The sequence below is a fragment of the Psychromarinibacter sp. S121 genome, assembly GCF_049801035.1.
Lineage (GTDB): Bacteria > Pseudomonadota > Alphaproteobacteria > Rhodobacterales > Rhodobacteraceae > Psychromarinibacter.
The window spans coordinates 893333-915062 of record NZ_JBNAGE010000003.1 but is presented as its reverse complement, the minus strand read 5'-3'; the positions used below and the strand labels follow the sequence as shown (position 1 = coordinate 915062).

27 protein-coding genes and 1 other RNA gene are annotated in these 21730 nt (G+C 66.3%); 20 read left to right on the top strand and 8 right to left on the bottom strand.

The annotated features are described in order from the left end of the window. Positions 1-71: 71 nt before the first annotated feature. Entirely contained in the window at positions 72-1298 is a 1227-nt protein-coding gene (locus tag ACP156_RS18220) for an aminotransferase class V-fold PLP-dependent enzyme (RefSeq protein ID WP_425052780.1), read from the bottom strand. Positions 1299-2011: 713 nt separating this feature from the next. On the opposite strand from ACP156_RS18220, the gene ACP156_RS18215 reads away from it, so the two are divergent. Together ACP156_RS18215 and ACP156_RS18210 are read left to right on the top strand one after the other, a co-directional pair. Further along, positions 2012-2734 (top strand): hypothetical protein, encoded by a 723-nt coding sequence (locus ACP156_RS18215; RefSeq protein WP_425052779.1) that lies wholly within the window; start codon positions 2012-2014, stop codon positions 2732-2734. Between the two features lie 94 nt (positions 2735-2828). Beyond that, positions 2829-3095, top strand: a complete 267-nt coding sequence (locus ACP156_RS18210; RefSeq protein WP_425052778.1) for a hypothetical protein — start codon at positions 2829-2831, stop codon at positions 3093-3095. Between the two features lie 86 nt (positions 3096-3181). Here the strand turns inward: ACP156_RS18210 and ACP156_RS18205 are convergent, their stop codons facing one another. The 4 genes from ACP156_RS18205 to ACP156_RS18190 form a co-directional block, all read right to left on the bottom strand. Further along, entirely contained in the window at positions 3182-4822 is a 1641-nt protein-coding gene (locus ACP156_RS18205; protein WP_425052777.1) for a BCCT family transporter, read from the bottom strand. 66 nt (positions 4823-4888) lie between these two features. Beyond that, entirely contained in the window at positions 4889-5305 is a 417-nt protein-coding gene (locus ACP156_RS18200) for a universal stress protein (protein ID WP_425052776.1), read from the bottom strand. A gap of 263 nt (positions 5306-5568) precedes the next feature. Further along, the gene (gene acuI, locus ACP156_RS18195) at positions 5569-6561 is read right to left on the bottom strand and encodes an acryloyl-CoA reductase (RefSeq protein WP_425052775.1); all 993 of its coding nucleotides are present in this window, start codon (positions 6559-6561) and stop codon (positions 5569-5571) included. 33 nt (positions 6562-6594) lie between these two features. Then, a complete protein-coding gene (locus ACP156_RS18190; RefSeq protein WP_425052774.1) occupies positions 6595-7101 on the bottom strand; it encodes a DinB family protein in 507 nt (168 codons plus the stop codon). Positions 7102-7201: 100 nt separating this feature from the next. Between ACP156_RS18190 and ssrA the strand changes: the two genes are divergently transcribed. From ssrA to ACP156_RS18155, 7 genes are all read left to right on the top strand, one after another. Continuing rightward, positions 7202-7553, top strand: a transfer-messenger RNA (tmRNA) gene (gene ssrA / locus ACP156_RS18185). Positions 7554-7725: 172 nt separating this feature from the next. Further along, positions 7726-8073, top strand: a complete 348-nt coding sequence (locus tag ACP156_RS18180; RefSeq protein WP_425052773.1) for an antibiotic biosynthesis monooxygenase family protein — start codon at positions 7726-7728, stop codon at positions 8071-8073. Then, positions 8063-9319, top strand: a complete 1257-nt coding sequence (gene chrA / locus ACP156_RS18175) for a chromate efflux transporter (protein ID WP_425052772.1) — start codon at positions 8063-8065, stop codon at positions 9317-9319. The genes ACP156_RS18180 and chrA overlap by 11 nt, the downstream gene beginning before the upstream one ends. Before the next feature lie 80 nt (positions 9320-9399). Further along, the gene (locus ACP156_RS18170; RefSeq protein ID WP_425052771.1) at positions 9400-9861 is read left to right on the top strand and encodes an SspB family protein; all 462 of its coding nucleotides are present in this window, start codon (positions 9400-9402) and stop codon (positions 9859-9861) included. Positions 9862-10024: 163 nt separating this feature from the next. Next, positions 10025-11419, top strand: coding sequence for a class II fumarate hydratase (gene fumC / locus ACP156_RS18165; RefSeq protein ID WP_425052770.1), 1395 nt, complete (start codon positions 10025-10027; stop codon positions 11417-11419). Between the two features lie 363 nt (positions 11420-11782). Continuing rightward, positions 11783-11962: a DUF4169 family protein gene (locus ACP156_RS18160; protein ID WP_425052769.1), complete on the top strand. Its 180-nt coding sequence runs from the start codon at positions 11783-11785 to the stop codon at positions 11960-11962. Beyond that, positions 11959-12192, top strand: coding sequence for a ribbon-helix-helix domain-containing protein (locus ACP156_RS18155; protein ID WP_425052768.1), 234 nt, complete (start codon positions 11959-11961; stop codon positions 12190-12192). Before ACP156_RS18160 ends, ACP156_RS18155 begins: the two co-directional genes overlap by 4 nt. Before the next feature lie 2 nt (positions 12193-12194). Here ACP156_RS18155 and ACP156_RS18150 read toward each other — a convergent pair whose 3' ends face one another. The 3 genes from ACP156_RS18150 to ACP156_RS18140 all read right to left on the bottom strand — a co-directional run bounded on the left by ACP156_RS18150 (position 12195) and on the right by ACP156_RS18140 (position 14391). Next, on the bottom strand, positions 12195-12764 hold the full coding sequence (locus ACP156_RS18150; RefSeq protein ID WP_425052767.1) for an NADPH-dependent FMN reductase: 570 nt from the start codon (positions 12762-12764) through the stop codon (positions 12195-12197). A 179-nt stretch (positions 12765-12943) separates the two neighbouring features. Beyond that, on the bottom strand, positions 12944-13366 hold the full coding sequence (locus ACP156_RS18145; RefSeq protein ID WP_425052766.1) for a DUF6314 family protein: 423 nt from the start codon (positions 13364-13366) through the stop codon (positions 12944-12946). After that, a complete protein-coding gene (locus tag ACP156_RS18140; RefSeq protein ID WP_425052765.1) occupies positions 13363-14391 on the bottom strand; it encodes a sodium:calcium antiporter in 1029 nt (342 codons plus the stop codon). The genes ACP156_RS18145 and ACP156_RS18140 overlap by 4 nt, the downstream gene beginning before the upstream one ends. A gap of 78 nt (positions 14392-14469) precedes the next feature. Here ACP156_RS18140 and purB point away from each other — a divergent pair, with 78 nt between their 5' ends. From purB to ACP156_RS18085, 11 genes are all read left to right on the top strand, one after another. Then, entirely contained in the window at positions 14470-15777 is a 1308-nt protein-coding gene (purB, locus tag ACP156_RS18135; protein ID WP_425052764.1) for an adenylosuccinate lyase, read from the top strand. Positions 15778-15920: 143 nt separating this feature from the next. Beyond that, positions 15921-16067 (top strand): hypothetical protein, encoded by a 147-nt coding sequence (locus tag ACP156_RS18130; protein ID WP_425052763.1) that lies wholly within the window; start codon positions 15921-15923, stop codon positions 16065-16067. Between the two features lie 81 nt (positions 16068-16148). Continuing rightward, complete coding sequence (locus ACP156_RS18125; protein ID WP_425052762.1) at positions 16149-16310, top strand: hypothetical protein; 162 nt, start codon at positions 16149-16151, stop codon at positions 16308-16310. Positions 16311-16375: 65 nt separating this feature from the next. Next, positions 16376-16909 (top strand): tetratricopeptide repeat protein, encoded by a 534-nt coding sequence (locus ACP156_RS18120; protein ID WP_425052761.1) that lies wholly within the window; start codon positions 16376-16378, stop codon positions 16907-16909. 117 nt (positions 16910-17026) lie between these two features. Beyond that, positions 17027-18064: a flagellar motor switch protein FliG gene (locus ACP156_RS18115; RefSeq protein ID WP_425052760.1), complete on the top strand. Its 1038-nt coding sequence runs from the start codon at positions 17027-17029 to the stop codon at positions 18062-18064. 73 nt (positions 18065-18137) lie between these two features. Beyond that, positions 18138-18635, top strand: a complete 498-nt coding sequence (locus ACP156_RS18110; protein ID WP_425052759.1) for a GNAT family N-acetyltransferase — start codon at positions 18138-18140, stop codon at positions 18633-18635. A 53-nt stretch (positions 18636-18688) separates the two neighbouring features. Further along, positions 18689-19027, top strand: coding sequence for a ScnB-like protein (locus ACP156_RS18105; RefSeq protein WP_425052758.1), 339 nt, complete (start codon positions 18689-18691; stop codon positions 19025-19027). Further along, the gene (locus ACP156_RS18100) at positions 19020-19283 is read left to right on the top strand and encodes an SH3-like domain-containing protein (protein ID WP_425052757.1); all 264 of its coding nucleotides are present in this window, start codon (positions 19020-19022) and stop codon (positions 19281-19283) included. The genes ACP156_RS18105 and ACP156_RS18100 overlap by 8 nt, the downstream gene beginning before the upstream one ends. Before the next feature lies 1 nt (position 19284). Next, positions 19285-19935, top strand: coding sequence for a nitrile hydratase subunit alpha (gene nthA, locus ACP156_RS18095; protein WP_425052756.1), 651 nt, complete (start codon positions 19285-19287; stop codon positions 19933-19935). 18 nt (positions 19936-19953) lie between these two features. After that, entirely contained in the window at positions 19954-20832 is an 879-nt protein-coding gene (locus ACP156_RS18090) for a DMT family transporter (protein ID WP_425052755.1), read from the top strand. Beyond that, positions 20829-21716, top strand: coding sequence for a lysophospholipid acyltransferase family protein (locus tag ACP156_RS18085; protein ID WP_425052754.1), 888 nt, complete (start codon positions 20829-20831; stop codon positions 21714-21716). The genes ACP156_RS18090 and ACP156_RS18085 overlap by 4 nt, the downstream gene beginning before the upstream one ends. Positions 21717-21730: the final 14 nt, after the last annotated feature.

Here is a 21730-nt window from a genome sequence, read left to right as displayed (position 1 = left end):
TGATCCTCCCGGGGCCGTGTCTGAGCCTGATCTAGCGCCAGCGCCCGGGGGTCAACGCCCGGCGAGCCCCGTTACAGCACGTGGTCGAGCGCGCGGATCAGCCGGTCGATGTCGCCTTTCGAGGTGTAGTGCACGAAGCTCAGCCGCAGCACGCCCTCGTCGCCGACGCCCAGCGCCTTCAGCGGCCGCACCGCGTAAAAGTCGCCACCCCCCGCATTGATCTCGTGCGGGGCCAGCGCCTCGGCAAGATCCGCGCCGGGGCGGTCGGCGGTGATGGCGACGGTCGGCGCCCGGCCCTCGGCCTTGGACGGACCGATCAGGCGGACGCTGTTCTTCGACTTGAGATAGTCGAGCAGCGGCTGCAGCAGGCTGATTTCCTGCGCGCGCATCAGGTCGTGGACGCGGGTGGCGCGGATGCGTGGGTCGGTCTCGGTCCCGAAGTGGCGGGCGTGCAGAAGGTCGATGTAATCGGCCATCCCGGCGCAGGCGGCGACCTGCGCGTGATCGGGACCGGCGGGCGTGAATTTCTTGTACAGAACGTCGCCGTTGAAGAAATGCGCCTGGTTCGGCAGCCGCTCGGCCAGCGCACGGCGGATCACCATGACGCCCTGATGCGGGCCATAGGTCTTGTAGGCCGAGAACAGGTAGATGTCCGCGCCCAGCCGGTCCACGTCCGGCAGGCCGTGCGGGGCATAGCTGACCCCGTCGACGCAGGCCACCGCACCGGCATCGTGGACCTTCGCGACGATCGCGGCCACGTCGTTGACCTCGCCCACCACGTTGGAACAGTGCGGGAAACATACCAGCCGCACCTTGTCATCCAGCAGCGCGTCCAGCTTTGCCGGGTCGAGATGGCCGGTCTCCGGGTCGATCTGCCATTCGCGCACCTCGAAACCTGCATCCGCCAGCCGCCGCCACGGGCCGCTGTTCGCTTCATGGTCCTGGTTGGTGACGATGATCGCATCGCCCGGCTTCATCGACTGGCGAAAGGCCTGCGCCAGAACATAAGTGTTCTGGGTCGTCGACGGACCGAAGGACACCTCGTCGGTGTCCACACCCATCATCGCCGCCAGCCGGTGCCGGGCCTCGTCCATCTCTTCGCCGCCCAGCCGGCTGGCCTCGTAGGGGCCGTAGGGCTGGACCTTGCGCTCGCGGAAAAAGCGGTCGAGCCGCTCCATCACCGGCGCGCACATATAGGACCCGCCCGCATTGTCGAAAAAGCCCTGCCGCCCCAGCCCTTCCACCGAGAAAGCGGGAAACTGAGCGCGTACGAAATCGAGGTCGAGTGTGGGGGCCATGAAGGTGTCTCCGCTTGCGAGGCTGGTCTTGAAGCGGCCACCGCCAAGACCCTGTGTCGGCCGGTTCGGACCGGCAAATGCCGCCCTCCGAACCGCCCCACGTCCTGCCCCTGGCAACCGCCCCTTGCGTATCCGCGCCCGGTATCCTCTGCATGGCCAGCCGATGCAAGCGCGGGGCGACACGACAACCGCATCACGCTCCTCTGTGACATGTCTGGCAAAGGTCAACCAACACGCACCTACAGCCGCCTGACCGGTTTGCCAGCCGTCAGGCCGTTTTGATTGACATCCGGTTGATTGATCGAGCGGCCGCAAGTGGCACGGAGCACATTCCCGTCGCCTCAAGTTCGCGCTGAAGCGAACTGATTTCTGTGAGAAAATAAAACATCTCGATCTGACCTGTTACGCTGTGTTCAGCGCGTTATCACGCGTGTTGCGATGACCTGTTGCACTGTCTCTCACGTAGCTTTCAGCGGATTCTCACGGGGCTTTCAGCGGATCGTCAGACCGGCAAACAAATCGCGCTTGCAATTCCGACTGTTTTAGTCGACTAACGGGCAAAACCCCAGCCAAACCGCGTGACGGTCTGCGCCAGGCATCCCCGAACAACAGGTTTCGAAGTGGCCCGCGAACCCAAAGCGGATCGCCCCCCGGCAGGCACGCCGCCACTTCGAAAACGAGCAGCGCCCTGACGGGCGGAAACGGAGCCAGCGATGACCCAGCCCCGCAACGACCGGAATGACCGGAAACGACCGTCACAGGGCACGGCCCAGGGCGCAACTCCGGGCACCGGCTCGGGCGCCGGCTCGGGCGCCGCCCCGGGCACAGGCTCGGGCGCAGCTTCGGGCACCGGCTCGGGCGCCTCGGGCGCTTCGTGGGGCGACGCCAGCCAACGGATGTGCCGCGACAGCCGGTCCTGGCGGGGCGAACCCGTGGACCGGATCGGCTTTACCGGTCGGGAAATGGCGGTTCTGACGGTCGCGCGGCACTTCTTTTCCAGCTTCGCCGCGCCCGAGCGGCAGGGTTGGATCGCCGCCTTCTCGTCCGCGCTTGCAAGCTTCGGCCACGGCGAAGGCCCGAACAACGCGGTGTCGATCCTCTGTGCGGTGCAGGCGATGCGCTCTGCCCGCCGGTCGACCTTCAGCTACAACAACGCCGACTGCGGCAACTGCGCCCGGTTCGTGACGGGCCACGAGCGGTCCTTCATGGCGGCGCTGCGCTCGACCATCCAGGGCCGCCCCGAGGCCGCCCGGGCCCATGCCGCGCTGCTGTGCGAGGGCAACGACGCCGACCACTTCCTGCGCGCTTTGGAGACGGTGACGGCCCAGTGCTTCCCCCGCGAACACGCCGCCGCCCTGCTTCGCCCCGCGCCGACCGCCGATCGCCCCGGACAGGACCCCGACACGGGGCGGGGCCAAACGGCGGCGCGCGCCTGAAAGGGCGGCTCCGCCGGCCTGGCGGCCAATGCTACAAGGTGCGGCAAAGGCCCGGGCCGGCGGAGCACGAGATTTCCCACGACCGGAGAGACGAATGGATGACGACCTGACCGGCCTCGGTACCCTGCACCGGATCGCGCAGCGCTACGGCGACGGGCTGAAGCCCGAGCTTGCCGCCCGGCTGGACCGAAGGCCGCCGGTGGGCCGCAACGTGATCGCCTTGCCGCTGCGGCGCGGCCCGGCCGGGCCCGCGCACCAACTGGCCACAGACGCCGAACTGGCCGATGCGGGCATTCCGCGCCCCGACTTCCGCGCCGCGCGCGACGGCGGTGTGACGGACGCCCCTGCCCGCCGAAGCTGACCGCTTCCGCTGACCATCTGCGCTGAGCGCCCGGAACGAAAAAGGCGGCCCGCAGGCCGCCTTTCCCTTGTTCTTTCCGGACCGGATCAGGTCTCGCGGCGCTCGGCCATCAGGCCGCGCCAGATCGCCCAGCACATCAACAGCAGAACCACCGTGAACGGCAGGCCGGTCGAGATCACCATCGACTGCAGCGACTGAAGGCCGCCCGCCGACAGCAGCAGCACGATGGCCACCGCGCCCTCGAACACGCACCAGAACACGCGCTGCGGCACCGGCGCGTCGACCTTGCCGCCCGCCGTGATCGTGTCGATCACCAGCGAACCCGAGTCCGACGAGGTCACGAAAAACACGATCACCAGCACGATCCCGATCAGCGAGGTGATCTGCGTCAGCGGCAACTGGTCCAGCATCTTGAACAGCTGCAGCGGCAGATCGGCTTCCTGCGCCGCGGTGTAGCCGTCCAGCACGACCTGCTGGATAGCCACGCCGCCGAACACCGACATCCACAGCACGCAGACCATCGACGGGATCAGCAGAACGCAGATGACGAACTCGCGCACGGTGCGGCCCCGCGAGACGCGGGCGATGAACATGCCGACGAACGGCGACCAGCTGATCCACCATGCCCAGTAGAACGAGGTCCAGCCCTGCATGAAGTTCACGTCCTCACGGCCGACCGGGTTCGACAGCGCCGGCAGGTTCACCAGATACGCGCCAAGGTAGTCGACAAAGCCCGTCAGGATCGCCAGCGTCGGGCCGGCGAACAGCACGAACAGAAGAAGCAACAGCGCAAGGCCCATGTTGATCTCGGACAGCACCTTCACGCCGCCGTCCAGACCGCGCAGCACCGAGATCAGCGCGACCGCGGTGATGCCGGAGATCAGCAGAACCTCGACGGTGTTGTTGATCGGGATGCCGAACAACTCGTTCAGACCCGCGTTCGCCTGTGTCGCGCCGAAACCCAGCGAGGTCGCAAGACCGAACAGCGTCGCGAACACCGCCAGCGTGTCGATGATGTGGCCCCACCAGCCCCAGACCCGGTCGCCGAGGATCGGGTAGAAGGCCGAGCGGATCGTCAGCGGCAGGCCCTTGTTGTACGAGAACAGCGCCAGCGCCAAAGCCACCACCGCGTAGATCGCCCAGGGGTGCAGACCCCAGTGGAAGATCGTCGCGGCCATGCCCAGCCGGATCGCCGCTTCCTCGTTGCCCTCGGCCGCGCCCAGCGGCGCCCAGTCGGTGCGCACGCCGTTCTCGACCGCGGTGCCGCCCAGCGACGACGAGAAGTGGCTCATCGGTTCGGACACGCCATAGAACATCAGGCCAATGCCCATGCCCGCCGCGAACAGCATCGCGAACCAGCCAAGATAGGTGTAATCCGGCGTCGCGTCGGTGCCGCCCAGCCGGACCGAGCCCGCGGGGGTCACGATCAGGATCAGGCAGAAGATGACGAAGATGTTCGCCGCGCCGAGGAAGAACCAGTCAAAGCCCTTTGTGACCGCCGAGAACAGCCACGAGAACACCGAGCCCGCCTGTTCCGGCAGCGCCAGCGTGTAGAAAACGAAGGCCACGATGGCGAGGCCCGAGATCAGGAATACGGGGTTGTGGATGTCGAATCCGAAAGGCCCCACGCTGCCTTCCACATTGTCCTGACCGATCTCGTAATCGGTCTCGATGATGTCAGAGGCACCTTCCGGTTCCGGAATGCCCTGAATGTCTTCGTCAGCCATAAGCAGGCGATCTCCTTTGTTCTGTTTGTCAGGACGTCGAACGTGACGACGGACGGCCCGCAGGCGTCAGTCGCGCACCAGGAAGACCGAGGCCGCTGAGTGCGCGGCGATCTTCGATCCGTTCGACGGCCAGATGTAGTCCGTCAGTCCCGGCTTGTGCGTTCCCATCACCACAAGATCCGCCCCGGTCTCGGTGACGGCCTTCATCAGCGCATCGTCGAGTTCGGTGGTCGGATCGAAGCTGATCATCGGATGAGAACTGGTCGGGATGCCATTCGCGGCGGACTGTTCCTCGGCGAAAGCCTTCAGCTTCTCGCCGTATTCCTTGGGTGTATGCCCAAGCGCACTCGGCTGCTCGCCGGTCACCCCCACATAGCAAAGCTCGGCGCCGAAATGTTTGGCCATATCGGCCGCGACCTGCAGCGCCTTGGTCAGCTTTGCGACATGGGCCAGGTCGACCGGCGCCATGATTTTCTGAAACATTTTCCCTCCTTGCCTATTTTTTCAGCCGGCGCCCCCTTCCCAGACAGCCGCACGGGGTGCAACCGCATCGAGGGGATCTTGTTAAGGTGTGCTTCACAGGCATCTTACCCGATCGGCACGTTTCGGCCAACTAGAAGGCTAACGCAGGGGAAGGCCAGAAAATGGCGTTAAACGAAGGTTAAAGGCCCGGAAACGGCATAGGTGTCGTTTCCGGGCATTTGTTCAAGACGGGCAATGACCGCGCGCAAGGGTTGCACGCGCGCTTAGGCGTTCACGTCCACAACCACCCGGCCGCGCACCTGTCCCTTCAGGATCTCGTCGCCCAGACGCGGCAGATCCGCCAGCGTCGCCGGCTGGATCATCGCCGACAGCTTGTCCATCGGCAGGTCGGACGCGACGCGTTTCCACGCGGCGACCCGGTTGTCATAGGGTTGCATGACGCTGTCGATGCCCAGCAGGTTCACCCCGCGCAGAAGAAACGGCACCACCGAGGCGGGAAGCGACGCGCCGCCGGCAAGGCCCACCGCCGCGACCGAGCAGCCGTACTTCATCTGCCCCAGCACCCGCGCCAGCATCGCGCCACCCACCGCGTCGACGCAGCCGGCCCATGTCTCGGCTTCCAGCGGACGCTTGACGGTCTCGGCCAGTTCCTCGCGCGGGACGATGCGGCTGGCGCCGAGATCGCGCAGATAGCCTTCGGTCTCGGGCCGCCCGGTGACCGCGGCCACCTCGTAACCCAGATCGTTCAGGATCGCGGTCGCGACCGAGCCGACGCCGCCCGCGGCGCCGGTGACCAGCACCTCGCCCTTGCCGGGGCGCAGCCCGTGGCGTTCCAGCGCCATGATCGCCAGCATCGCGGTAAACCCGGCGGTCCCCACCGCCATGGCGTCTTGCGTCGACAGCCCCTCGGGAAGCGGCACCAGCCAGTCGGCCTTGACCCGAGCCTTCTGCGAATAGCCGCCCCAATGCGCCTCGCCCACGCGCCAGCCGGTCAGCACCACGCGGTCACCGACATCGAAGCGGCTGTCGTCGCTGGCCTCGACCGTTCCGGCGAAATCGATGCCCGGCACATGCGGATAGTTGCGCACCAGCCCGCCACCCGGACCGATGCACAGCCCGTCCTTGTAATTCACCGTCGAGTATTCGACCGCCACCGTGACGTCACCGCCGGGCAGGTCCGCCTCGGTCAGTTCCTTCACCGATGCCGAAGTCGCCCCCTCGGCATCCTTCTCCACAACAAGCGCCCTGAAGCCCATGTCTTGTCCTCCTGTCCTATCCCACCCAAAGGGCTAGGCGGTTTCGGGCATGATGAAAAGGTCGGTATCGCCCGGCCGCCCCTGCGCCGCCGTGAGCATCGCGTGAACCTTTCCCCGGTGATGCGTCTGGTGGTTGAAGAAATGCGTGACGCACAGCCAGAACGGCTTGGCCACGTTTGTCTTGAGGATGCCCGAGTACCACGTCAGGTCGCCCAGCAGGTCCTGATCCTCGACCCGCCACGCCCAGTCGCGGATGCCCTGGTCCGCGATGGTGCGCGCGGTCTTGTAGGCCTCCCAGCTTTCGGTGAACTGCAGGCTTTCCGTGACGCCGCCGCGCGGCTTGTCCCAGCCGTCGATCCGCGACATCCACATCGTGTCGGCCCACAAGAGGTGGTTCAGCGTCTTCTCGATCGACCCGAAGAACGCCCCCCGCTCCGCCCGGCGTGCCGAGGCGCCCAGCGCATCCGCCTCGCCCACGAGATTGCCGTTCTGCCAGCGGTTGTAACGGGCCATGGTCCGGCAGTACTCGGCGGAAATCATAGGCTGTTTCTCCGTAGCTGGCGGGCCGGACCGGCACCCGGCCACCTTGGGCAGCGCGGCCCGCGCCTGTCAACGCCCGCGTAACCCTGCCCGCACGCAGCCCCTTGTCGGACGCCCCTGCCATCGCTACATATGCTCTGTCGGTTCGCCGACTATGGACATAAACGCGCTTGTAATAAGCGGCTCGGACCCGGGGGCGGTACCCGGCGGCTCCACCAAATTTCCCGTCGTTGGGGGGACTGTGGGGCCGAAATAGGATCGACGAACGTCTAAAGAGGTTAGCTTTGTCCCGGTGAGATACCACCGTTATCGGTTCACAATGCATAATTGCCAACGACAATCGTGCTCCGGTCGCCGTTGCTGCTTAAGCAGTAACAAGACCGAAAATTAAGCCCTTGCGCCTAGCAGCGTAAGGCGGGGTTCGCAGGCACCTGGCAACAGAAGCCTGCACTTACCTCCCCCTTTTCATCGAAGCCGGTCAGCAGGCGCGCTTGCGTTGGACCGCTTGAACCACCCGACCGTTGGCGCCCACGGACTGCGACCCGACGCTGGTCCATCCCTCTTGCCGCTTGCCAACCGCCCGCCCCTGGGCCAGCCATATGCCAGCGCAGGGAGGAGCCGCCAATGATCGCCGTCATCTTCGCAGTCACCCCGAAAGAGGGCTGCACGGACGCTTATCTCGACATCGCTGCCGAGATGCGGCCGCTGGTCGAACAGATCGACGGGTTCATCTCGGTCGAGCGGTTCCAAAGCCTGACAACGCCGAACAAGCTGCTGTCGGTCTCGATCTTCCGCGACGAGGCGGCGCTTAACGAATGGCGGCAGTTGACACAGCACCGCAAGGCGCAGGCCGCCGGGCGTGGCAGGCTGTTTCAGGACTACCGCCTGCGTGTCGCACATGTGTTACGCGACTATGGAATGCACGACCGGACCGAAGCCCCCGAGGACAGCCGCGCCACGCATGACCACTGACCCGCCCCCGACGCGCGAGCTTGTCCGCGTCTTCGGCCGTATCGGCATTCTCAGCTTCGGCGGCCCGGCGGCGCAGATCGCGCTGATGCACCGCGAACTTGTCGACGAACGTCCGTGGCTCTCCGAAAGGCAATTCCTCGACGCGCTCAGCTTCTGCATGTTGCTGCCGGGGCCCGAGGCAATGCAGCTTGCCACATACTGCGGCTGGCGGATGCGCGGCACGTCTGGCGGGCTGATCGCGGGCGGACTGTTCGTACTGCCGGGCGCATTGGTAGTGGCGCTGCTGGCGGCGCTTTACGCGGAATGGGGCGCGGTCCCGCTGGCGCAGGCGCTGTTCCTCGGGATCAAGGCGACCGTCGTGGTGATCGTGCTCGAGGCGCTTTTGAAGGTCTCGAAGAAGGCCCTGCACGGGCTGGACCGCTGGCTGATCGCGGGGCTGTCCTTCCTCGCCATCTTCGCCTTCTCGGTCCCCTTCCCGCTGATCATCGCCGCCGCCGGCCTGTACGGCGCGCTCACCGCCACGGGCGAGGCCGCCGCCGCGCCGCCCGCGCGGCCCGCCCGGACGCTGCCGACCGTGCTGACCTGGGCCGCGCTTTGGTGGGCGCCGGTCGGGCTTGCGCTGGTCGCAGGTCAGACGCTGCTGGCCGAAATCGGGCTGTTCTTCTCGAAGCTCGCGGTCGTCACCTTCGGCGGCGCCTACGCCGTGCTGGCCTACATGTCGCAAGAGGTCGTGCAGCAACAGGGATGGCTGGGCATGGACCAGATGATGGACGGTCTGGGACTGGCCGAGACGACGCCGGGGCCGCTGATTCTGGTGACCGAGTTCGTGGGCTACCTTGCCGGCGCCAGTGCCGGGGGGATGGCGCTTGGTCTCGCGGCTGCGGCGATGACCCTGTGGGTGACGTTCGTGCCCTGCTTCCTGTGGATCTTCGCAGGCGCCCCCTATATCGAGCGCATCGCCGGACGCCCCCGCCTGTCGGCGGCGCTGACCGCCATCACGGCGGCCGTCGTCGGGGTGATCCTGAACCTGTCGATCTGGTTCGCGACCCATGTTTTCTTCGACGAAGTGACGCAAAGTCAGCTTGGCCCCGCCAGCCTGCCGGTGCCCGACCCCGCGTCGCTGAACCTTGCCGCCGCGCTCTTGGCCCTGATCGCCGCAGGATTGCTCTGGGGCCTGAAATGGCCGCTTCCGCTGGTGCTGCAGCTCATGGCATTTGCAGGCGCGGCACTAAGCTGGGCCGTCTGACCGCAGCGCCATACTGGTGCCCTTTTCTTCCCGCCCGAATCCCGTATGTTGTGACCAAGCGCTGACGAAGGACCCCCGGCATGCCGCGCACCATCGACTACGGCAACCTCATGCACCGCGCCATGCGCGGGCTGATCCGCGACGTCCTGCTGGACGTTCAGGACAACGGTCTGCCCGGGCAGCACCACTTCTTCATCACCTTCGACACGATGCATCCGGACGTCGAGATCGCCGACTGGCTGTCCGACCGCTACCCGGACGAGATGACCATCGTGATGCAGCACTGGTACGACAATCTCGACGTGGGCGAGGACGGGTTCGCGGTGACGCTGAACTTCGGCGACAACCCCGAGCCGCTGTACATCCCCTTCGACGCGATCCGCACCTTCGTCGACCCCTCGGTCGAGTTCGGCCTGACGTTCAAGACGCAGGACGACGATGATGAGGACGACGAGGACGAGATCGAACTGGAAGAAGTCGAAGACGAGGACGAGGCCCCGCGCGAGGCCGACATCGTAAGCCTCGACAGCTTCCGGAAATAGGCCCCGACCGCGGCCCTGACGGGCGTCTCGACCGCGACAAGCCGCCTTTCTGCCTTCCTGATAGCGTTCACACCGCCTTTGCGCGGCGATGGCACATTGATCCCGTTCCTCTGCCCCGCTAGAGGAACGGTCGACGATGGGATACCGCGAGGAGTAGAGCCTGATGACCGCCACCCGCACCGAGACCGACAGCTTCGGCCCGCTGGAAGTACCCGCGGACAAGTACTGGGGGGCGCAGACACAGCGCTCGATCATGAACTTCCCGATCGGCTGGGAGAAACAGCCGGTCCCGATCATCCGCGCGCTCGGCGTGGTCAAGAAGGCCTGCGCCATGGCCAACAAGGCCAACGGCGCGATGGAGGCCGAACTGGCCGACGCGATCATCGCCGCCGCGACCGAGGTGATCGACGGCAAATTCGACGACAACTTCCCGCTGGTGGTCTGGCAGACCGGGTCGGGCACCCAGTCCAACATGAACGCGAACGAGGTGATCTCGAACCGCGCGATCGAGATGCTGGGCGGCGAGATGGGGTCGAAAAAGCCCGTTCACCCGAACGACCACTGCAACATGGGCCAGTCCTCGAACGACACCTTCCCGACCGCGATGCATGTCGGCATCGCCATGCAGGCGCGCGACGTGCTGCTGCCGGGGCTGGAAAAGCTTCTGGCCGCGCTAGAGGCGAAGTCCGAGGAATTCAAGGACATCATCAAGATCGGGCGCACCCACACGCAGGACGCCACGCCCCTGACGCTGGGCCAGGAATTTGGCGGCTATGCGCACCAGGTCCGCAAGGGGATCGAGCGGGTGAAGGCCTGCCTGCCCGATATCTACGAACTGGCGCAGGGCGGCACCGCCGTCGGCACCGGGCTGAACACGAAGAAAGGCTGGGGCGAAGCCGTGGCCGCCAACATGGCCGAGATCACCGGCCTGCCCTTCGTCACCGCCCCCAACAAGTTCGAGGCGCTGGCCGCCCATGATGCGATGGTCATGTTCTCGGGCGCGCTGAAGACCGTCGCCGCCTCGCTGTTCAAGATCGCCAACGATATCCGCCTGCTGGGCTCGGGCCCGCGTTCGGGTCTGGGCGAATTGATCCTGCCGGAGAACGAGCCCGGCTCGTCGATCATGCCCGGCAAGGTGAACCCGACGCAGGCCGAAGCGCTGACGATGGTCTGCGCGCACGTGATGGGCAACGACGCCGCCGTCGGCATGGCCGGCAGCCAGGGCCACTTCGAGCTGAACGTCTACAACCCGATGATGTCCTACAACGTGCTGCAATCCATGCAGCTTCTGGGCGACAGCGCCTCTGCCTTCACCGACAACATGGTCGTCGGCATCCAGGCCAACGAGGCGCGGATCGAGAAGCTGATGAAGGAATCGCTGATGCTGGTCACGGCGCTGGCCCCGACCATCGGCTACGACAACGCCACCAAGGTCGCCAAGACCGCGCACAAGAACGGCACCACCCTGCGCGAAGAGGCCATCGCGCTTGGCTTCGTGGACGAGGAAACCTTCGACAAGGTCGTCCGCCCCGAGCAGATGATCGGCCCGAAAGACTGACGAAGGACTGGCCAAGGACTGGCCAAGGACTGACATGGGCCCGGCAACCCGGCCAAAGGCGTCGCCCCCAAGGCGGCGCCTTTTTCGTTCCGCACCACTCCGCCCCTTCTTCTCTTTCCAAATACCTCGGGGGGCCGCGCATAGCGCGGCGGGGGCAGAGCCCCCTTGCAGCACCACTTGATGCGCACCTTTGGTGCGACGGGGGCAGAGCCCCCTTTCAGCACCTTTCTATGCGCACCTCCGGTGCGACGGGGGCAGAGCCCCCGCCCCCACCAGCCCTTCGGGTGCTACGTCACCGCCGCTCATCCATTGGCAAGGCGCGCGCGTTGGTGTTCTCTGCGCTTCCAAGAGCAGAGGACTCACATGAGCAACGTCACCAATCTTCGGCAGGTGCGGAAGGATCGCGCCAGAACCGAGAAACGCGCGGCCGCGGACGAGAACGCGGCGCTTCACGGGCGCACCAAGGCGCAGCGCATCTTCGAGGCCACGCAGAACGCGATGGCGAAGAAGAAGCTCGACGATCACCAGTTCGAGCAGGAATGACCGGCCGCCCCGCAAAGCACTCGCTGACCCTGCGGGGCCATCGCACCAGCGTCTCGCTGGAGCCGGAATTCTGGGTGGCGTTCCGTGAGATCGCCGCCGAACGGGGCCAGCCGCTGAACGCGCTGGCCGCCGAAATCGACGAGGGCCGCGGGGTCGAGACGGGTCTCGCCTCGGCCATCCGCCTGTTCGTCCTGCGCCACTACCGCGACCGCGACGGTGGCGCGGACTGACCTCAGGCCGCGTGCAGCGCCTTCAGCGGCTCCGCCCATTTTGCCAGCTCGTCCAGAACCAGCGTCAGGCCGTCCGTCATCGGGTCGTTCGGCTTGAACACCGCGTTCTCGTCGATGAACTGCGGGAAGAACGGCACCGGCACGCCCTGCGGGATCGCGACCATGCTGACGTTGGACAGCAGCTGGCGCAGCTCCTGCGCGGCGCGCAGACCGCCCGACACACCGCCATAGCTGACCACGGCGGCGGGCTTGTATTTCCACTCGTTCAGAAGGACCTGCACCGCGTTGACCAGAACCGCCGAGGGATAGCTGTCGTATTCCGGGGTCAGGAACAGGAACGCATCCGCATCGGCCACCTTGGCGCTCCACGCCTTGGTGTGGTCGTGCTGGTAGTCCTGCATCGCCGGATGGTTCGGCTCGTCGAGAAACGGAAGCTGCATGTCGGCGATGTCGATGGCCTCGACCTCGAATCCGCCATGCGCCGTTGCGGCTTCGGCGACCCATTTGGCGATGGTCGGGCCGACGCGGCCCGGGCGGGTAGAGCCGGTGATGACTTTCAGTTTCAGCGACATGAAGGCTGCCTTTCGAGATTTGCGCATCCGCGGCGGGCCGGTGCCTGCGCGGACAGAGGAGGAGATATTCGTTGCGACGGCGCGCACCAGTGGCGTCGCCTGACCGTCAGATGGGTATTGTCTAACGGCGTTCGCACCCGCAGCAAGGCACAGCAGCCTCTCCATTGGCGCACAGCGCGTCAGCCTTCGGGGCGGTACCAGCTTGTCATGGTGTAGTCCTTGCGCGGCCCGTTCACTTTCCACTCGGCGCTCCAGTGCGGCCAGTGCCGGAAATCATAGCGCACAAGGTACAGGTCGGGCGGGCAGTCGTGCTGCGCCTCGGGCCGCAGGCCGGGCTCGATCCAGTGAAAAGGCCTGCCGTCTTCGAAGAAGACCGCGATCCCCTCGCCATCCGCTTGCCAGAGATAGGTGCGCTCGGCGGCCATCGGCGGCTGGCCCGGCACCAGCATGCGTCCCTGCTCCACAAGGCTCAGCCGGTCCGCGTCGCCGGCGAAGGTCGCCGTCCCCTCGAACCGCAGCGCCCGCCCGCCATAGCGGTCACCGATTTCGCGCTCAAGCCGCCAGACGCCGCGGAATTCCTCCAGCCGGGGGCCAAGGGTCATCCCGCCACCACCTGCAGCCCCACCGCGCCGGCGTAAATCGCCAGCATCACCACGCTTTCCGTCCCGATCTTCAACGGCCCCTCGCGTTCCCTCAGGATCAGGCCGATCAGCAGCACCGCCGTCATCAGCAGCCCCACCACCAGCCAGAAATATTCGCCCGGTCCGACCGCGTGATACAGCGAGCCGTCGCGATAGGCCATGTCGCTTAGCGACAGGAACAGCGTGTCGAAGGTGTTGCCGCCGATGATGCCACCCATCGCCAGTTGCATCGCGCCCCGCCGTACCGCCGCGATGGTGGTCACCAGTTCCGGCAGCGAGGTCACCACCGCCGTCATCAGCGCGCCCACCACCGTCTGCGACATGCCCAGCCGTTCCGACAGGGCCGAACCCGTCTGCGCGATCACCCAGCCTGCCGCGCCCAGTACGGCGACCAGCATGGCGAACGAGCCGAACAGCGCCACCGCCCCGGCCCGGCTTGGCGGCTCGTCCGGTTCGTCCTCGACCGTCTCCGGCGTTTTCACGGGGCGCCACATCGGCTGTTCGCGCACCCGGCTCGTGGTCACCGCGCCGACGCAGTAGACCGCGATCAGCACGACCGACACCGGGTGGACGGCCCAGACGGTGAACTCTGGCGTCGTGAAGGCGACCAGCGGCAGGCACAGCAGCGACAGCAGCAGCGCGCCCTGAAACAGGTTGGTGGCCTCGGCCGCCGAATGTTCGAGGTTCGCACGCTTGTGGATCACGTCGGCCAGCGCAAGGAACGCCGTCTGTGCCGCGATGCCGCCGACGCCGTTGGCGAAGGCCAGTTGCGGCGCGCCGTTCAGCGCCGAGGTGATCGACACCACAACGCCCGACAGTGAGGTCGCCGCGCCCAGCACGATGCCCCCGATCACCGCCTCGCCCAGCCCGCTTCGGTCGGCGATGCGGTCGGCCAGATCGGTGATCCGGGTGCCGATGACAAGGATCACCAGCCCGGCGATGGCGAACAGGCCGAACAGCCAGACGGTCGACAGCGATGCGATCATCCCGCGCACCCCGCTTGCCGCCGCGTTCCAGTGGGTCTAAACCCCGCCCCGAATGTCCGCTCCAGATACAGGTCTGCCATGATCCCCCGTTACTCCCGCCCCGAAATGGTTTCCATCTGGTCGCCCGAGACCAAATTCCGCATCTGGTACGAGATAGAAGCCCATGCCTGCGATGCCATGGCGAATTTGGGGGTCATCCCGAAAGAGAACGCCGAGGCGGTGTGGAAGGCCAAGGACATGGACTTCGACGTCGAGCGCATCGACGAGATCGAGGCGATCACAAAGCACGACGTCATCGCCTTCCTGACGCACCTGTCGGAACTGGTTGGCGCCGAAGAGGCGCGGTTCGTCCATCAGGGCATGACCTCGTCCGACGTGCTGGACACCTGCCTGAACGTGCAGCTGACCCGCGCCGCCGACATCCTGCTGGCCGACATGGACAAGCTATTGGCGGCACTGAAGAAACGCGCGTTCGAGCACAAGATGACGGTGCGCGTCGGCCGCAGCCACGGCATCCACGCCGAACCGACGACGATGGGCCTGACCTTCGCCCGCTTCTACGCCGAGATGGACCGCAACAAGGCCCGCCTGCAGGCCGCCCGTGACGAGATCGCCACCGGCGCGATTTCTGGCGCTGTCGGCACCTTCGCCAACATCGACCCGGCGGTTGAGGAGCACGTTTGCGCCCAGATGGGCCTTCAGCCCGAGCCGATCAGCACCCAGGTGATCCCGCGCGACCGCCACGCGATGTTCTTCGCGGTGCTGGGCGTCATCGCCTCGTCGATCGAGAACGTCGCGATCGAGATCCGGCACATGCAGCGCACCGAGGTGCTGGAAGGCGCCGAGTTCTTCTCGATGGGCCAGAAGGGCTCGTCGGCGATGCCGCACAAGAAGAACCCGGTTCTGACCGAGAACCTGACCGGCCTTGCCCGGCTTGTCCGGATGTCGGTGATCCCCGCGATGGAGAACGTGGCCCTGTGGCACGAGCGCGACATCTCGCATTCCTCGGTCGAGCGCGGCATCGGCCCCGACGCGACCGTTACGCTGGATTTCGCGCTGAACCGGCTGGCGGGCGTGGTGGACAAGATGCTGATCTATCCCGAGAACATGCTGGAGAACATGAACAAGTTCCCCGGCCTCGTGATGTCGCAGCGGGTGCTGCTTGCCTTGACGCAGGCCGGTGTCAGCCGCGAGGCCGCCTATTCCATGGTGCAGCGCAACGCGCTGAAGGTGTGGGAGGAACGGCTCGACTTCCGCGAATTGCTGCTGGCCGACGAAGAGGTCGTGGCCGCCCTCGGCGTCGACGCGATCAACGAGAAGTTCGACATGGGCTACCACACCAAGAACGTCGACACGATCTTCAAGCGGGTGTTCGGCGAGGCCTGAGCCTGCCCGAAAATCAGTCACGACAGGCGGCCGGGACCTCTCGCGCCGCCTGTTTTCGTTCCGGCGCGCGTAAAAGTGACCCATGGGAACTTCACGGATGCGCGGGCCGTGCTATCGTTGGGTGGCCCAACGGAGTCACAGCCATGAAACAACTGCTTGTCGCAGGCATCCTAGCCCTGACCCCCGCCGCCCTCATCGCGCAGGACTGCCACACGGAAACCACGCAGACCTGCGCCGAAGGCATGACCTACGACGACGAAACCAAGGCCTGCGTCGAGATCACCAGCTAGCGCCGGCACGACCCCACGACGCAGGTTGACGCCTGCCCCGGCCTGCGTCAGCCTGACGCAAGGTAACAGGAGTCATTTGCAATGAAGACATTCGCCACGCTGCTGCTCGCCAGTGCCCTGCTGGCGCCGAGCGTCGCCTCGGCCGGATACATCTGCCCGAAGATGTGGGACAAGAAATACGGCGGCAACTGCCCGTCCGGTTCGGTCTGGAGCGAACGCTACCTCGCCTGCATCAAGTCCTAGTAAGATGCGGCGCGATTGCCTGAGGATCGCGCTGCAAGTTATTGTTCCTTAAGGGAGGTATCCCAATGCGTAGCCTGATGATCGCGGCCCTTGCAACGCTGCCCGCCGCCGCCTTCGCCGCTGGCAGCGGAAGCGACAGCCCGCCCACCACCACCGAGACCACGACGACCTGCACCGACGGGATGGTCTACGACGCGGAGGCGGGCAAATGCGTCGCCCCCGAGGTGGAGTCGCTGAACGACGACCAGCGGTATGACGCGGTGCGCGAGCTGGCCTACGCCGGTCGGCTGGACGACGCGCTGCGGGTGCTGGCGGCGATGAGCGACCAGCAGGACGACCGGGTGCTGACCTACTACGGCTATATCCACCGCGCCGCCGGGGATTTCGAGCTTGGCGATAGCTACTACCGGCAGGCCATCGACGCGAACCCCGACAACCTGCTGGCGCGGTCCTACATGGGTCAGGGTCTGGTGATTCAGGGCCGCGTGGACGAAGCCTATGCCCAACTGGTCGAGATCCGCGCCCGCGGCGGTTCGGGCGGCTGGCCGGAGAAGGCGCTGATGCGCACGATCCTGACCGGGCACGATACGTCCTATTGATCGGGTGATCCGACGGCGGCGCGGCAGGGAAACCTCGCCGCGCCAACGCTTTAAAACCGATCGTTAACCATTCTCTGCCAGTTTCGCACATATTCGGGGACGGAGTGTGCGATGCCCATGGAAATGACCCTTCCGGGCGCCGGCCCGGTTGCGGCAAGCCGGCTGACGCGCCGCCAGAAAGCGGCGATCATCGTGCGCCTTCTGCGCAGCGAGGGGATAGAACTGTCGCTGGCCGACATGCCGGAAACGCTGCAAGTCGACCTCACGCGTGAGATGGGCGGCCTGAAACTGGTCGACCGCGCCACGCTGAAAGCGGTGGTCGAGGAATTCGTCGCCGAACTCGACGGTATCGGCCTGTCCTTCCCCGGTGGGCTGTCCGGCGCGCTGGCGCTGATGGACGGCACGATCAGCGCGGCGGCGGCCGAACGGCTGCGGGTGCAGGCCGGGATCGGCGCGGTGACCGATGCGTGGGAACGTCTTAGCCAGCTTGACGGCGCGCGCCTGCTGCCCCTGATCGAAGGGGAAAGCGTCGAAATCGGCGCGGTCATCCTGTCCAAGCTGAAGGTGTCGAAGGCGGCAGAGGTGCTGGGCCTGATGCCGGGCGAAAAGGCCCGCCGCCTTGCCTATTCCATGGGGCAGACCGGCTCGGTCAGCCCGCAGACGGTCGACCGGATCGGTCAGGCCCTGGTCGGTCAACTGGACGCCGAGGCCCCCAAGGCGTTTGAAGGCGGGCCGGTGGAACGCGTCGGCGCGATCCTGAACTTTTCGCCCGCCGCCACCCGCGACGACGTGCTGGAAGGGCTGGATCAGGAGGATCAGGACTTCGCCAACGAGGTGCGGAAGGCCATCTTCACCTTCATCAACATCCCCCAGCGGATCGACCCGCGCGACGTGCCGAAGGTCACGCGCGAAGTGGATGGCGCCATGCTGATCAAGGCGCTGGCCGCAGCGCTTCAGTCCGAAAAGGAAAAGAAAGCGGCGGAATTCATCCTTGGCAGCATGTCACAGCGCCTTGCCCAGCAGATGCGGGACGAGATGGAGGCGCTGGGAACCATCAAGCCGAAAGAGGGCGAGGAAGCGATGAGCGCGGTGGTCACCGCCATCCGCGAGATGGAAGCGAACGGAGAGATCATGCTGGTGGCCGAGGACGAATAAACCCGCCCGAGATTGCGGCACGCCCCCCTGCGGTGCCATTCTTGCCCTACCGCATCTTGGGAGGAGACCGCAGATGTCACTGTCTATCCGTCACGAGTCCGCGGGCGACGAACAGGCCATCCATGATCTGACCGTCGTCGCCTTCACCCCGGTGCCCCAAAGCGACGGCGCTGAAGCGCCGATCGTCGCCGCCCTGCGCGAAAGCGGCGCGCTGACGATCTCGCTTGTCGCCGTCGACGGGCCCGAGATCGTCGGCCACATCGCGTTTTCGCCGGTCACCGCCGGAACCGATGCCGAAGGCTGGTATGGCCTCGGCCCCGTTTCGGTCCACCCCGACCGGCAGGGTCAGGGCATTGGCGGCGCGATGATCGAGGAAGGGCTGGCGCTCTTGCGCGGGCGCGACGCGAAGGGCTGCGTTCTGGTGGGCGATCCCGCCTATTACAGCCGCTTCGGCTTTCGCAGCGACGGCGCCGTGTCCTATGGCGATGTTCCGGTGAAATACGTGCAATGGCTGGCGTTGCGAGAGGTCACGCCGTCGGGCGAACTGCGCTATGATCCGGCTTTCGGCTAGGCCCTGTCGCCGCCGTATGGACAGCGCCGGAACCGGGGCGTAACGTCGCCCGCATGACCGACCACCCCGCCCACAGCTGGCACGACATGGGCGGCGGACCCGCCGGCCCCGTCGACATGTCCCAACACGACTTCGCCCTTTGGGAGAAGCGCGTCGATGCCCTTATGGTGATCTGCTCGACCAAGGGCCATTTCACCGTCGACGGCCTGCGCCGCGCACTGGAAGAGATGGGCCCCGCCTCGTTCGAGACGATGACCTACTACGAACGCTGGGTCGCCGCCGTGAACCGCAACCTGGTGGGCGGCGGCGTCTATTCCATCGAGGAACTGGGCCGCAAAATGGAAGAGGTCGCCCGCCGCGGCGCCACCTACGGCGAGGCGTCCGATGGCTGACCGCGTGCGCGTCCGCCAGATGACCCCGCCGGGCCACGTCCGCGCACCGTGGTATCTGCGCGGAAAGCAGGGCGAGATCGAGCGCCCGCTGGGCCCCTTCGCCAACCCCGAAAAGCTGGCCTATGGCCTGCCGGCGGAACAACGGCAGCTGTACCGCGTGCGCTTTACCATGGCCGAGGTCTGGGGCGACGACGCCGAGCGGCCCGACGATACGCTGGACGCCGAACTATACGATCACTGGCTGGAAAGGCTCTGACGTGCCCCACGACCACCCGTCCCACAGCCACACCGGGCTCAGCCCCTCGGGCCACCCCTACCGCGCCGACAACGACACGCCGCTGACATACTGGCAGGTGATGGAGATCGCGATGCGCGAGCTTCTGGTCGAGAAAGGCGTGACCACGCCCGCCGAGATACAGGCGCAGATCGACACCATGGACGCCCGCAGCCCCGCGAACGGCGCCGCGCTTGTAGCGCGGGCCTGGACCGATCCGGCGTTCAAGGCGCGGCTGATGGAGAACGCCTCGGATGCCGCGCGCGAGATGGGCTACGACATCGGCCCGTTGCATCTGGTCGCGGTCGAAAACACCGCCGACACCCACAACGTCATCGTCTGTACCCTGTGTTCCTGCTATCCGCGCAATCTGCTGGGCCTGCCGCCCGACTGGTACAAGTCGCGCGCCTATCGCTCGCGCGTGGTGAAGACCCCGCGCGCCGTGCTGGCCGAGTTCGGGCTGGACCTGCCGGACGACGTCACCGTCCGTGTTCACGACAGCACCGCGGACATGCGCTATATCGTGCTGCCGGCCCGTCCGGGCGGCACCGACGCGCTGGACGAGGCCGCGCTGGCGGCCCTTGTGACCCGCGACAGCATGATCGGCACCGGCCTGCCGCGTTCCCCCGAGTGAGCCCCGAGTGATCCGCGCATGAGCCGTTTCAGCCGCCTTGGCCCCAACGCCCAGGGCATTCTCTTCGTGATCGCGGCCATGGCCTGCCTGCCGTTGATGGATTCGATGGCAAAGGCCATCGCCGAGCGGTCGAACCCGATCATGGCGACATGGGCGCGGTACCTGGGGCAGACGATCGCGGTGGCCATCGTCGTGATCCCCAAGATGCCGCGCGTGCTGAAGACCCGCTATCCGAAGCTGCAGATCCTGCGGTCGGTGTTCCTGCTGATCGCGACGACCTGCTTCTACTTCTCGATCGTCCCCATCGGCCTTGCGAACGCGACGGCGGTGCTGAACCTGAACCCGGTTCTGATCACCCTTGGCGCGGCGCTGGTGTTGGGCGAAAGCTTCGGCCCCCGCCGCGCCTTCGCGGTGGTCGCGGCGCTGGTCGGCGCTCTGATCGTGATCCGGCCCGGCACCGACGTGTTCTCGCCCTATGCCTTGCTGCCGCTGGCCGCGGCGGTGTTCGTCGCGGGCTACTCGGTCGCGACACGCTTCGTCGGCCGGGACGAGGATGCGTGGACCTCGCTTTTGTACACGGCAATGTTCGGCGCCATCGCGCTTAGCTGCGCGGTGCCCTTCTTCTGGGTGACGCCGGACGCCACGATGCTGGCGCTGATGGCGGTGATCGGACTGGTGGGATCGGCAGGCCACCTGTGCCTGATCCGCGCCTACATGGCTGCCGAAGCCTCGACCGTCGCGCCCTTCGCCTATGCGCAGCTTCTGTTCGCGACGCTTTGGGGGCTGCTCTTCTTCGGAGAGATCCCGGACGGCTGGACGCTGCTCGGTGCGCTTGTGATCGTGGGGGCCGGTCTCTATGTCTGGCACCGCGAGACCCGCGCCGCGAAGAGCACATGAGCCGAACCGAACCGACCTTTTCCGACCGCTTGATCGACATCGCCGCCCGCGGCTTCATCGGCGCGGCGAAACTGCTGCCCTACCGCTGGCGGGTGCCGGCGATGGGCTGGGTCGTGTCGCGGATCGCCGCGCCGCTGGCGGGCTGGAACCGCCGGGTGCGCGACAACCTTGCCCACGTGCGCCCCGACATGCCCAAGGCACAGGTCCGCCACATGGAACGCGCGGTGCCGGACAATTTCGGGCGCGACCTGATCGAGATGTACTCGGCGGACGAGTTCCGCGAACGCGCCCGGCACTTCAAGTTTCAGGGCGACGGGGTCGAGGCTCTGTACGCGGCGCGCGATGCAATGCGCCCGGTGCTGCTGATCACGGGCCATTTCGGCAATTACGACGCGCCCCGCGCCGCGCTGTCGATGAACGGCTTCCCGGTCGGCGGGCTGTACAACCCGATGGCCAACCCGCTGTTCAACACCCATTACGTCACCGCGCTTGGCAGCATCGCCTCGCCGGTCTTCGAACGGTCGCGGCGCGGCATGTCCGAGATGATCCGCTTTCTGCGCGGCGGTGGCATGGTGGGCATCGTGGTCGACCAGTACATGAAGCACGGCGAACCGCTGGACTTCATGGGCCAGCCTGCGAAGACGGCCCTGTCGGCGGCGGAACTGGCGTTGAAATACGACGCGCTCGCGATCCCGATCTACGGGGTGCGTCAGGAGAACGGGCTGGACTTTGACCTGTATGTCGAACCGCCCATCCCGCACGGCGATCCCATCGAGATGACGCAGGCGATGAACGACAGCCTTGCGCGGATGGTGGACCGGTTCCCGGATCAGTGGTTCTGGGTTCACCGGCGCTGGAAACGGGTCGATCCGCGCCCGGAGTAACGGCGCAACGCGCG

Excerpts from the sequence above, each read along its gene's own strand:
- ACP156_RS18220 (WP_425052780.1), bottom strand. The coding sequence starts at position 1,298 with ATGGCCCCCACACTCGACCTCGATTTCGTACGCGCTCAGTTTCCCGCT.
- ACP156_RS18215 (WP_425052779.1), top strand. The coding sequence starts at position 2,012 with ATGACCCAGCCCCGCAACGACCGGAATGACCGGAAACGACCGTCACAG.
- ACP156_RS18210 (WP_425052778.1), top strand. The coding sequence starts at position 2,829 with ATGGATGACGACCTGACCGGCCTCGGTACCCTGCACCGGATCGCGCAG.
- ACP156_RS18205 (WP_425052777.1), bottom strand. The coding sequence starts at position 4,822 with ATGGCTGACGAAGACATTCAGGGCATTCCGGAACCGGAAGGTGCCTCT.
- ACP156_RS18200 (WP_425052776.1), bottom strand. The coding sequence starts at position 5,305 with ATGTTTCAGAAAATCATGGCGCCGGTCGACCTGGCCCATGTCGCAAAG.
- acuI (WP_425052775.1), bottom strand. The coding sequence starts at position 6,561 with ATGGGCTTCAGGGCGCTTGTTGTGGAGAAGGATGCCGAGGGGGCGACT.
- ACP156_RS18190 (WP_425052774.1), bottom strand. The coding sequence starts at position 7,101 with ATGATTTCCGCCGAGTACTGCCGGACCATGGCCCGTTACAACCGCTGG.
- ACP156_RS18180 (WP_425052773.1), top strand. The coding sequence starts at position 7,726 with ATGATCGCCGTCATCTTCGCAGTCACCCCGAAAGAGGGCTGCACGGAC.
- chrA (WP_425052772.1), top strand. The coding sequence starts at position 8,063 with ATGACCACTGACCCGCCCCCGACGCGCGAGCTTGTCCGCGTCTTCGGC.
- ACP156_RS18170 (WP_425052771.1), top strand. The coding sequence starts at position 9,400 with ATGCCGCGCACCATCGACTACGGCAACCTCATGCACCGCGCCATGCGC.
- fumC (WP_425052770.1), top strand. The coding sequence starts at position 10,025 with ATGACCGCCACCCGCACCGAGACCGACAGCTTCGGCCCGCTGGAAGTA.
- ACP156_RS18160 (WP_425052769.1), top strand. The coding sequence starts at position 11,783 with ATGAGCAACGTCACCAATCTTCGGCAGGTGCGGAAGGATCGCGCCAGA.
- ACP156_RS18155 (WP_425052768.1), top strand. The coding sequence starts at position 11,959 with ATGACCGGCCGCCCCGCAAAGCACTCGCTGACCCTGCGGGGCCATCGC.
- ACP156_RS18150 (WP_425052767.1), bottom strand. The coding sequence starts at position 12,764 with ATGTCGCTGAAACTGAAAGTCATCACCGGCTCTACCCGCCCGGGCCGC.
- ACP156_RS18145 (WP_425052766.1), bottom strand. The coding sequence starts at position 13,366 with ATGACCCTTGGCCCCCGGCTGGAGGAATTCCGCGGCGTCTGGCGGCTT.
- ACP156_RS18140 (WP_425052765.1), bottom strand. The coding sequence starts at position 14,391 with ATGATCGCATCGCTGTCGACCGTCTGGCTGTTCGGCCTGTTCGCCATC.
- purB (WP_425052764.1), top strand. The coding sequence starts at position 14,470 with ATGATCCCCCGTTACTCCCGCCCCGAAATGGTTTCCATCTGGTCGCCC.
- ACP156_RS18130 (WP_425052763.1), top strand. The coding sequence starts at position 15,921 with ATGAAACAACTGCTTGTCGCAGGCATCCTAGCCCTGACCCCCGCCGCC.
- ACP156_RS18125 (WP_425052762.1), top strand. The coding sequence starts at position 16,149 with ATGAAGACATTCGCCACGCTGCTGCTCGCCAGTGCCCTGCTGGCGCCG.
- ACP156_RS18120 (WP_425052761.1), top strand. The coding sequence starts at position 16,376 with ATGCGTAGCCTGATGATCGCGGCCCTTGCAACGCTGCCCGCCGCCGCC.
- ACP156_RS18115 (WP_425052760.1), top strand. The coding sequence starts at position 17,027 with ATGGAAATGACCCTTCCGGGCGCCGGCCCGGTTGCGGCAAGCCGGCTG.
- ACP156_RS18110 (WP_425052759.1), top strand. The coding sequence starts at position 18,138 with ATGTCACTGTCTATCCGTCACGAGTCCGCGGGCGACGAACAGGCCATC.
- ACP156_RS18105 (WP_425052758.1), top strand. The coding sequence starts at position 18,689 with ATGACCGACCACCCCGCCCACAGCTGGCACGACATGGGCGGCGGACCC.
- ACP156_RS18100 (WP_425052757.1), top strand. The coding sequence starts at position 19,020 with ATGGCTGACCGCGTGCGCGTCCGCCAGATGACCCCGCCGGGCCACGTC.
- ACP156_RS18090 (WP_425052755.1), top strand. The coding sequence starts at position 19,954 with ATGAGCCGTTTCAGCCGCCTTGGCCCCAACGCCCAGGGCATTCTCTTC.
- ACP156_RS18085 (WP_425052754.1), top strand. The coding sequence starts at position 20,829 with ATGAGCCGAACCGAACCGACCTTTTCCGACCGCTTGATCGACATCGCC.